General features: G+C 59.7%; 10 protein-coding genes. 5 read left to right on the top strand and 5 right to left on the bottom strand.

Annotated features, from left to right (window positions below; genetic code table 11):
* Positions 1-987, bottom strand: a complete 987-nt coding sequence (locus HMPREF2896_RS12110; RefSeq protein ID WP_246823007.1) for an alpha/beta hydrolase — start codon at positions 985-987, stop codon at positions 1-3.
* A gap of 77 nt (positions 988-1064) precedes the next feature.
* Between HMPREF2896_RS12110 and HMPREF2896_RS12115 the strand changes: the two genes are divergently transcribed.
* Both HMPREF2896_RS12115 and HMPREF2896_RS12120 read left to right on the top strand, forming a co-directional pair.
* A complete protein-coding gene (locus tag HMPREF2896_RS12115) occupies positions 1065-2009 on the top strand; it encodes a methionyl-tRNA formyltransferase (protein ID WP_005325328.1) in 945 nt (314 codons plus the stop codon).
* 65 nt (positions 2010-2074) lie between these two features.
* Positions 2075-3091, top strand: coding sequence for an iron-siderophore ABC transporter substrate-binding protein (locus HMPREF2896_RS12120; protein ID WP_005291893.1), 1017 nt, complete (start codon positions 2075-2077; stop codon positions 3089-3091).
* Between the two features lie 97 nt (positions 3092-3188).
* Here the strand turns inward: HMPREF2896_RS12120 and HMPREF2896_RS12125 are convergent, their stop codons facing one another.
* Positions 3189-3911, bottom strand: coding sequence for a siderophore-interacting protein (locus tag HMPREF2896_RS12125; RefSeq protein ID WP_141750574.1), 723 nt, complete (start codon positions 3909-3911; stop codon positions 3189-3191).
* Positions 3912-3955: 44 nt separating this feature from the next.
* On the opposite strand from HMPREF2896_RS12125, the gene rplE reads away from it, so the two are divergent.
* Both rplE and HMPREF2896_RS12135 read left to right on the top strand, forming a co-directional pair.
* On the top strand, positions 3956-4528 hold the full coding sequence (rplE, locus tag HMPREF2896_RS12130; RefSeq protein WP_019176091.1) for a 50S ribosomal protein L5: 573 nt from the start codon (positions 3956-3958) through the stop codon (positions 4526-4528).
* A gap of 210 nt (positions 4529-4738) precedes the next feature.
* A complete protein-coding gene (locus HMPREF2896_RS12135; RefSeq protein ID WP_005325329.1) occupies positions 4739-5377 on the top strand; it encodes a DedA family protein in 639 nt (212 codons plus the stop codon).
* Positions 5378-5387: 10 nt separating this feature from the next.
* On the opposite strand, the gene HMPREF2896_RS12140 is transcribed toward HMPREF2896_RS12135, so the two are convergent.
* From HMPREF2896_RS12140 to HMPREF2896_RS12150, 3 genes are read right to left on the bottom strand one after another with little or no spacing between them, the layout of a single operon-like run.
* A complete protein-coding gene (locus tag HMPREF2896_RS12140; RefSeq protein WP_019176090.1) occupies positions 5388-6170 on the bottom strand; it encodes an ABC transporter ATP-binding protein in 783 nt (260 codons plus the stop codon).
* A 50-nt stretch (positions 6171-6220) separates the two neighbouring features.
* Positions 6221-7315 carry a FecCD family ABC transporter permease gene (locus tag HMPREF2896_RS12145; protein ID WP_005325330.1) on the bottom strand — a complete coding sequence of 365 codons (1095 nt, stop codon included), beginning with the start codon at positions 7313-7315 and terminating at the stop codon, positions 6221-6223.
* Positions 7315-8433: a FecCD family ABC transporter permease gene (locus HMPREF2896_RS12150; RefSeq protein WP_019176088.1), complete on the bottom strand. Its 1119-nt coding sequence runs from the start codon at positions 8431-8433 to the stop codon at positions 7315-7317. Before HMPREF2896_RS12150 ends, HMPREF2896_RS12145 begins: the two co-directional genes overlap by 1 nt.
* Positions 8434-9002: 569 nt before the next feature.
* Between HMPREF2896_RS12150 and HMPREF2896_RS12585 the strand changes: the two genes are divergently transcribed.
* A protein-coding gene (locus HMPREF2896_RS12585; RefSeq protein WP_246824030.1) for an IS3 family transposase occupies positions 9003-10179 on the top strand; the annotation gives its coding sequence in 2 pieces (ribosomal slippage) (positions 9003-9282 and positions 9282-10179; 1178 coding nt annotated over the 2 pieces). This gene is flagged as partial in the annotation.

A 10179-nucleotide genomic window follows, 5' to 3' on the forward strand; every position in this document is an offset into this window, starting at 1 on the left:
TCAGCCCAGCAATTCGGCGAGTGCCGGGATGATCCCGTGGCGCCACATCGCAGGGTCGTGGCCACCGGGCGTGCGGTGATTGGTGGTGGGAAAGCCGCGGCGTGTCAGGGCATCGGCCACTGCATCCACGTGTCGTTGCATGGGCGGCTCTTCTGCACCGCACGTCAGTACGATGCGTGCCAGACCGGAGCCACTGTGAGCCGTAGGATTTTCGAGTGAGGGGCCAGTGAGCTGTGCGGCAATGTCGCCTCCTGCGGGCCCGTCCGAGAGCGTGTCCGCGAGCTCTGCAGAACGGTCAGCGGACCACCAGACGGCAGGGGACTGGGCGATGGCTCCTTTGATTGCAGGCGTGGTTTCGGTGGAAGCCGTAAGAGCTGCGCGCAGGGCGGAGAGACCGCCGAAGCTTTGCCCCGCCAGGACTATGTGGCTGCTGTTGATGATCGGCGGTAGCTCGGTGGCCAGTGCGCTGGCGAATGTTTGGGAGGTGTACTCCTCGCTGCGGTCTTTGGCTGCCGGCAGGAAGACGCGGTTGATCTGGGGGATAAGCCCTGCCGTGACTGCCCGGTCCAGTGCGCCCGTGAGGTCATGCAGATGGATCCAGTCATCGCCATCCAAAAACACCACGGTGGTATCCGCACCGCGGTCATCGAGGCGCGCGGTGCAGCGCCTGCCGAATACCTTCCGGTCGATGGACAGGCGTGCGCCGGGCAAGTCCGCGATGACTTCTGGGGAGCGAGGCGGCCAGAGTGTCTGGTCCACAGAATCGCCGCTCAATAGGCTCGCCTGTGGGCCTGCGCCGTGTGCGTTATGTGGATCGGGATATTTCAGCTCGCCGGATTGAAAGCTATAGGTCACTGCTGAGTGCGCCGGGATGCGCACATCGACGGTGGACATCGATTCGGTGAGCTCGACGTTCGAGCGGTAGGGGTCCGGGAAAACGAGGGCTTCCGCATCCGCGGGCACCGAGATTCGGTGAAGGGTGGTCACGTCCGGGGAGTCTGGCATGAAAATTGCGCCACTTTCATCATTGACTACATAGGTAAACCTAAGCTAACATCCCCTGCATGCGAGTTGCTGTTTTCGGCTATCAGTCGTGGGGACACCGGACGTTGTCTGCGGTCATCAATGCTGGTCATGAAGTAGTTTTGGTAGTTACGCACCCTGCCAGCGATCACCCTTATGAGCAAATGTGGGCAGACTCCGTTGAGGAGCTCGCCAGCGAACATGAGCTCCAGGTGTGTGTCACTGAGCGCGTGGGTCAAGACGTCATTGAGGCGTTGCGCGATGCTGCACCAGACATCATCGTGGCCAACAATTGGCGAACCTGGCTTCCTCCCGAGGTTTTCAGCCTGGCCAAGCACGGCGCATTGAATGTCCACGATGGTCTCCTGCCCGAGTACGCCGGATTTTCGCCCATCCTGTGGGCGCTGTTGAACCGGGAAACTCACGTGGGCGTCACTGTGCACGAGATGGATGAAGTGCTGGACGGCGGACCCATCGTTGCCCAGCGCGCGATCCCCGTGGGTCCGCAGGACACCACCACGGATCTCGTGGCCAAGACCATCGACCTCATCGAGCCCCTCGTGGAACGCGCATTGAGTGACGTCGCCCAAGGCACCGCCACTGCGCAACCTCAAGATCCCACCCGCGCTACGTACTTCCACAAGCGCGGCGAGCAGGAATCTCGCATAGATTTCACCCAACCTGCGGAAGATATCGCCTTGCTGGTCAGGGCGCAGTCCGACCCGTACCCCAATGCTTACTTTGAATTCCGAGGCCAGCGCGTCCGCGTGCTTTCCGCGCACGTCTCGCAGGGCCGCTTCGGCGGAACCCCCGGCCGAGTCACCATCCCTCACGAGGGAGGAATCGCGGTGGTCTGTGGATCGCCCCGTGCCAACGTGCCGGCGCCGGCGATTGTTCTGGATCGTGTTCGTCTCGACGACAACTCGGAACTGACCGCCACCGAATTCTTTGGACATAGGGCTGGATATATCCAACCAAAGGTTTGACCTTTCCCTTTTGTGTACGGGCCACGCCTCGCGCGGAAATCCGTCACCAGTAACAACGGAGAAAAATGACACTCAAGAAGATTCTCGTTAGCACCGCTGCTGTGCTGACCTTGGGCGCGGCACTGACCGCTTGCTCGACTGATGACCAGTCCGGAAATTCCGGGGACTCCCAGGCAGTCAACGCCGAGCAGGGCGCATTCCCCACCACCATCGAGCACCGCTACGGCTCCACCGAAATCAAGGAAGCCCCGCAGCGCGTGGTCTCCTTGGGCTACACGGATCAGGACGCACTGCTGGCGCTGGGAGTTACTCCTGTCTCCGTGAAGTACTGGGACGGAATGACCCCGGATGGTCAGGCTGCGGGCAACTGGTCCAATGACAAGATCGAGGGCGACACTCCTCGGATCGACAAGGACACAGAAGTCAACGCGGAAGCCATCGCCAAGGACAATCCAGACCTCATCGTGGCTGTGTACTCGGACATCGATGAAGACACGTACAAGAAGCTGTCTGAGATCGCCCCTGTCGTCGTACAAAAGGGCGAATACGAAGAACTACAGCAACCATGGGACGTGACCACGGAAGAGATCGGGCAGGCCGTGGGCAAGCCTGAAGAGGCAAAGCGCCAGGTGGAGCAGGTCAAGGAGAAGTTCGCAGAGCTCAAGGGCCGCCACCCAGAATGGGCCGAAAAGGAACTCGGCGTGGCCACTGTCTCCGACGAGAGCCTGGCTGTCTTTGCCGAGGGCGATCCGCGTAGCCGCTTCTTCACCGAGCTGGGATTCAAGATCAACCCGGCCTACGCGGGCATCACCAAGGACAAGTTCTACGGTGAGGTCTCCAAGGAAAACGCAGACCAGATCAACTCTGACGTGCTGGTGTGGGATCAACTGTCTTACTCTCCGAAGCAGAGCAAGGCTTCTGTGACCGAGGATCCGATCGTGGGCAAGCTGCCCGCCGTGAAGGACGGACACAGTGTCTACCTGGAAGGCGACCTGGAAAAGGCCTTCGGATGGCAGACCGTGCTGAGCCTGAACTACCTGCTGGACAAGATCGAGCAGCCGTTGGCAGACGCCACGAAGTAGTCTGAATCAACCGCCGAACCGCCCCGCATGAACGTGCTGGGGCGGTTTTGCTGTTGCTGGCTAGGGGACGGGCACTCACGGGGATAACGGATGCACGCTAGGGGCGAGCCTTGCCGACGAACCAATAAGGGCACCACAGGATGTTGTCCTTGTTGAGCTGCCAAGTCTTGATGGCGTGGGAGCGCACCACCTTGCAGAAATCCCCCTCCCCGGCGACCCACACATAGTCCACGTCTGGGTGGGGCTTGTGCTGTCGATTGCGCGAGGACTCAACGTCAATGTTGGCGAGATGCTCGGCGATGGCCTGCGCATAACCGTCAGAAGGTGCGGAGATCCGGGTGAGGCTGCTTAGACGGTTGCGCCAATCTTCCAGGTGGGGCTCTGAATCGGAATCGGTACTGGTGACCGCGATGACGTGCGTGGAAGCGAGCTGTTCGGGATAGAGCGTGGCGAGGTACTCTAGGATCGCGCGCATGGAAGGCAGGGAGGTGGGATCTGCCACCAGTAGTTGTGTGCGGTGCTCGCGATGCCACAGGCCTTGGCAAGTCCACAAGCCAGCAGGGTCGCCCGGCTGTGCGGACAAACACCACGAGAGCCCTGGGCCGGAGGTGGAGTGGACATCTTCCGCAGACACCCCGTGCGTAGCGACGTCAAACGCCAGCAAGCCGCGGGCTTTGTCGAGGTGGCGCACGGTGTACCACCGCAGGTTGGGCCGCACTTCGGGAGGCATTGCTGCCACGGCAGCCCGTATGTTCAGGCCCTCGATGGGTGTGGCGGCGAAGTCCTCCGGAGAACTAAAGGGCTGATTCGGTGGCGGCATCAGTAGACCGAAAACTCATCCGGACCCGGGAAGGACATCTAACGATGAGCGAAAACTACACTCCACGCCTCAAGTCCGAGTACCGTGCAGAAATCCGCGAGAAGCTGAACTCTGAGTTCAACTACGACAACGTCATGCAGATCCCAGGCGTCACCAAGGTGGTCGTCAACATGGGTGTCGGCGACGCTGCTCGCGATTCCAAGCTGATCAATGGTGCGATCGAAGATCTCACCCTGATCACCGGTCAGAAGCCACAGATCCGCGTTGCGAAGAAGGCTATCGCTAACTTCAAGCTCCGCGAAGGCATGCCCATCGGCGCTCGCGTTACCCTGCGCGGCGACCGCAAGTGGGAGTTCCTGGACCGTCTGCTGACCGTCGCGCTGCCACGTATTCGTGACTTCCGCGGCCTGTCTGACCAGCAGTTCGACGGCCACGGTAACTACACCTTCGGCCTGAACGAGCAGTCCATGTTCTACGAAATCGACGTAGACAAGATTGACCGTCCACGCGGTATGAACATCACCGTGGTCACCACTGCGACCAACGATGATGAGGGACGCGCCCTGCTCCGCGAGCTGGGCTTCCCATTCAAGTCCAAGCAGAACTCCGGCGAGTAATTCCCGCTTCTGTTTGAACGCCGGGCCTCTCGGCGACTTGGCTTAGAAAACCCGCACACTTCTTTGTTGAAGTTGGTGCGGGTTTTTCTGTGCAATGCCTGCGTTTCATGCTGACTATCTATGAACCAGGCGCAATCGGGCACGCCTGCCTGTATTCCGGTCAGAAACCGGGGTAAGAATAGACCAGTTGTTTTCTAGAAGGGATTCCCTGTGCACTTAAGCGACCTCATGGACGCCACCACCCTGCTCCAGAACTTTGGCGGCTGGGCGCTCGGCGGCATTGCGCTGATTATCTTTATTGAATCCGGCGTGCTCTTCCCGTTCCTCCCCGGCGATTCCATGCTGGTCACCGCGGCAATCTTGCGCGATCAGCTGGGCTTGAACGTTCCGATTCTGGTGGGCGTGGCCATCGTCGCGGCGTTCTTGGGCGACCAGGTAGGTTTCTGGCTCGGCCACCGCTTTGGCCGCAAGTTGTTTAAGCCCGACGCCAAGATCCTCATAACCGAGCACCTCGAACAAGCCGAGGCTTTCTTCCTGAAGTACGGGCCGTTGGCTCTGGTACTGGGGCGCTTCATCCCGATCGTGCGTACCTACATTCCCGTGGCCGCTGGTACCGCGGAGATGCCGTACAAGAAGTTCGTGGGATGGAACGTCACGGGTGCAGTGCTGTGGATTGTCAGCATGGTCGGCATTGGCGTGCTGCTGGGGGATATCCCGGGCATTGCGGATCGCATCGACATGATCGCCATCGTCATCGTGCTGGTGTCTGTGACTCCGGTGGTGATTTCCGCGATGATCAACTGGCGGAAGTCCAAGAAGACTCCCGCCCAGGAGCTGATGGAGGACTAAGCCCTGATCGTCACTTGGGGACGATCAGCGGACCGCCGGTGACAGGATCCTCGATGACTAGCGCGTTGAGGGCAAACGCCTCGAGCAGTAGCTCTGGGGTAATGACCTCGCTGGGACGCCCGGTGGCGAGGACCTGTCCATCCTTCATCACCACGAGATTATCGCTGTAGCGTACAGCCAAGTTGAGATCGTGCAGCACCATCACCACAGTCCGATCCAGCTCTCGGCGTAGACGCTGCACCAGCTCCAAAATCTCTACCGACGTGGCCAGATCCAGGTAGGTGGTGGGCTCGTCCAGGAACAGGATGTCCGTGTTCTGCGCAAGAACCATGGAGATCCACACACGCTGCCGCTGCCCTCCGGACAGAGAATCCAGGGTGCGCTCCGCCAGCCCCATCGAGCCAGTCATTTCCAGCGCCTTGTGCACCTCGGCTTCGTCCGTGGACGACCACTGACGGATCCACGATTGGTGTGGGTGCCGACCGCGCGAGACGAGATCAGCCACGTTGAGTCCCTCCGGGGCGGTAGGGGTTTGTGGCAGCACGCTGATGGTCCGTGCGAGGTCCTTGCGCCTGATGGATGAGATATCGGCGCCGTCTAACAGCACTTCGCCCTCATTCGCCGGAAGGAGACGAGACATGGCTCGCAACAACGTGGATTTGCCGCAGCCATTGGGGCCGATGATTGTGGTGATCTGCCCGCGAGGAAAGTCCACGTCCAAGCCTTCGATGACCGTCCGGTCGCCGTAGCCCACGGCGAGGCCGCGTGCGCTCATGCTGTGCTTCTGAGTCATGTGTCCTTCTTTGTTCGCGGCACTGCTAACTTCCAGGGTGGGATCTTTTCTCATGCCGTGGTTGACCTATTCCGTTGGACCAGCAAATAAATAAGGAACGCACCGCCGATTGCCGAGGTGAGAATGCCCACCGGCAGCTCTACGGGCAGAAGAGTTTGGGTGCTGATATCTGCCAGCAGGAGTAGCGCAGCGCCGGTCAGCGCAGAGGCCAGAAGCGGTGGTGCAGAGCAGTTGCACAAGCGCAGCGCCACCTGTGGGGCCACGAAGGCGACGAACCCGATGGGGCCAGCGGCCGAGACCGCCACTGCTGCCAAAGCCACGGCAGCGGCGAGCAGAAGCACCTGCACACCCTGGACGTTTTGTCCCAAAGCCCGTGCAGTATCCGAGCCCAGCAAGGTGGCTAAAAGTTGGTGACCAATCCAGGCCAGCAGCGGTGTAAACACCAACACAACGATGGCGATGGGCCACATCTTGGACCAGTCCGCAGTGCTCAGGGAGCCAGTAAGCCAGAACTGCGCGGCCGCGGCATCGCGCAACTCCGTGCGGATCATCAGGAAGTTGATATACGAGGTCAACAGAGCAGAGATGATGATGCCGAACAGCACTAGCCGGAAGGAATCAGTCGATCTCCTCCACGCCAGAGCCCACATCACCGTTGCGGTGACAGCCGCACCAAGCACCGCGGCCAAGGGAATGCCGATGCTGCTGAGCCAGCCGAGGAAACCACCAGCGCCACCACCCAGAGTGATGACGGTGACCGCGGCCGCGGACGCGCCCGTAGTGAAGCCCAAGATATCCGGGCTGGCCAGCGCATTGCGAGTCACGGACTGAGTGAGGGCTCCGGATAATCCCAGCGCACAGCCCACCAGAATGGCCGTCAGCGCACGAGGCATGCGCCAATCCAAAACCACCAGACGCTCAATGCGGGTGCCCTGGCCGGTGAACAGCACCTCCAGCACACGAGCCGGGGACACAGGATAGTCACCCAGGCCGATGGAGACCGCCGCTAGCAAGACGATCGCCACGAGCAGCAATAGAGACACCGTCAACGCGCGAGGGCGCCAGACCACAGAAAATGAGCCCACGCGGAATGGCGGGCGCCCAGGGATAGTGGAAGAGGTAGGGCGGGCAAGGAGGGAACTCATTAAATGGCCACCACCCGGCGTCGATAAATAAGGGCGATGAAGAACGGCGCGCCCACGAACGCGAGGATGATGCCTACTTGCAACTCGCCCGGACGAGCGATCAGACGGCCCACCACGTCTGCGAACAGCATCATCACCGCACCCGTCAGGGCAGAGTAAGGGAGGATCCAGCGGTAATCAGGGCCCGTGATGGCGCGCACGAGGTGCGGGACCACCAGGCCGATGAAGGTGATGGGGCCGGCGGCAGCTGTCGCGGCACCGGCCAGCAGTGCGATCAGAGCCATGCCAATCAGGCGGGCGCGCTGGGTGTTGATGCCCAGTCCGGAGGCGATGTCATCGCCCAGATTCAGGAGGTTTAGCTGCGGTGCCGTGATGAACGCCAGCAGGAGGCCCACCAGGATAAACGGCAGCACGCCGTAGAACACGGTGAGATCCCGGCCCGCGATGGAGCCGACGGTCCAGAAGCGCATGCGATCCAGATTGGCATCGTCAGTGAGGATAAAACCGCTGATGATGGCGCTGAGGACCGCGGACAAAGCCGCGCCGCCGAGGACCAGCGTCATTGGATTGGCCTGTCCTCCTCCTATGGACGCCAAACTAAACACCAACGCAGTAGCAGCGATGGCCCCACCGAACGCCCACATGCTGGTAGCCCACACGGGCGTCACACCCAGCAAGGAGAAGCTGGCAACCACGGCCAGGGACGCACCGTAGTTGATGCCGAGAATGCCCGTGTCCGCGAGAGGGTTGCGCGTGTGCCCTTGGATCAATGCACCGGAGGCGCCAAGGGCAGCACCGGCGACTAGGCCCAACAGGGTGCGGGGAATGCGGAGCTCGACGATCACGCGCTGATCCACATTCAGCCCCTCCGCGTGGCCGAACGCCGTGCCGAGATCGCGGAACACGGCGGACACTTCTCCAAAAGGGATCTGCCGTGATCCAAACACGATGCTGGCAACGATGCTGGCGAGCAATAGGAGGAAAAGGACGCCGAGGCCGACGAGGCGACGCGGGATTTTACCTGATGGAGCGCTGGCAGAAGCGTCCGCAGTAGCGTCCGCGCGAGACCCCAGGTGTGATTGAGAAGGGGATTGCGCATGCGGGGTAGAGATAGCCATGCATCCCTCCTTGACGCGTGAAAGTCCATGATCTTAACGTGAGCAAGCTTATATGAACAAGGTAAGCCTAATCAAAGTCCTACAAGGAGGGATTGTGGAGCTGTGCAGGTGAGTGTGTGAGTCATGGATATGGCTGGCGGGATCGGCTCTGAGTGGCGCCGACCCTACACCTCAGCTCCAAGCTTGTGAGCAGGGATTTGGACATGTTTTAGCTGGTTGCTAGGCTGGTCAGGTCTTGCCGTAGGTAGGTACCCCCATGTTCTTTTTTCGACGCCATCGCGTCAAAATCCCGGGAATGCCACATGACCTGCGGAAAGAGTCTCCCGCTACAAGGGAGAAAAACTGTACATCCACTTTGTTGTAGGCCCCCTGCCCATAGCGGCCGCGGACACATCTTGGTAGCGAGCGCCCCAAGCTATTGGGCTTGGAAGTGCGTTAGTCGCCAGCGAGTCGCGGTGCACGCGAAAAGGGTGGGAACGGGAACCGCAACGAGAAAGGGACCTGACCCCTGTTAGGTAGACACCTGATATCCAGCCCTGTTGGGTTGGGAAGAAAGGTAATCTACCACCATGCCTAGGTACTCCGAACAGTTCAAACGTGATGCTGTGGCCCTCTACGAAAACAATGAGGACCTTTCACTTCACGCGGCTTCAGCAGAGCTTGGAGTCAATCGTTCCTCACTTTATTCCTGGCTTAAGCAGTACGGCACCGGCAAGCGTGCCCGCACGAAGACCATGCGCGACAAGGCACAGGCGACGACTGATTCTGAACGAATCCGTCAGCTAGAAAAAGAAGTCTCGAAGCTGCGCGAAGAACGCGATATCCTGCGTAAGGCCGCGAAATATTTTGCCGAAGAGACACGCTGGTAATCCGCTTCCAGTTTGTCTATGACCATCGAACCGAATACTCGGTCAAGCGGATGTGCCACGTGTTAAAGCTCAATCGCTCCTCGTTTTATAAATGGGTCAATACCCGCGAAAAACGCAGGTTAAAGATGTGTTCGGATGCTCTTATTGGTGCACGAATCAAGAGCATCTTCGATGATGAGCACGGGCTTTATGGTGCTAAACGCATCGCTGCAAGCCTTAAAGCCGATACGGACTTTCCTCCGATCAATCACAAGAAGGTCGCACGCATTATGAAATCCATGGGGCTGAAAGGCTTTACTAAGCAACGTCGATGTGTCACTACCAGGCGCAAGCCTGGTCATCGAGTCATGCCAGATTTAGTAGGCCGCAAAATCACCGCTGATAAGCCGAACCAGGTGTATGTAGGCGATATCACCTACCTGCCGTGTAAGGGCGGCAAGAACATGTACCTTGCCACAGTCATCGACGTCTACTCGCGCAAACTTGTCGGTCATGCGCTCGCCGATCACATGCGGGTATCGCTGGTTATCGAAGCTTTGTCCCATGCCAGCAAGGTTCGCGGAAGCCTTAAAGGGGGAATTTTCCATTCTGATCATGGCAGTGTGTACACCTCACAGGCTTTTAGGGACCACTGCGCCCAGCTTGGTGTGCGCCAATCCATGGGCGCGGTGGGTACAAGTGCTGATAATGCCCTGGCAGAGTCCTTTAATGCCGCCTTAAGGCGTGAAGTGCTACGTGATCGAAAAGTCTTTGACAATCCCATCATCTGCCGCCAAGAAGTCTTCCGATGGTGCATGCGCTACAACACCCGCAGACGGCACTCCTGGTGCAACCTTCTAGCCCCCGATGACTTCGAAGCACTCACATCAGCTACACT

The sequence above is a fragment of the Corynebacterium sp. HMSC069E04 genome (genome assembly GCF_001813175.1).
GTDB classification, from domain to species: Bacteria; Actinomycetota; Actinomycetes; order Mycobacteriales; family Mycobacteriaceae; genus Corynebacterium; species Corynebacterium aurimucosum.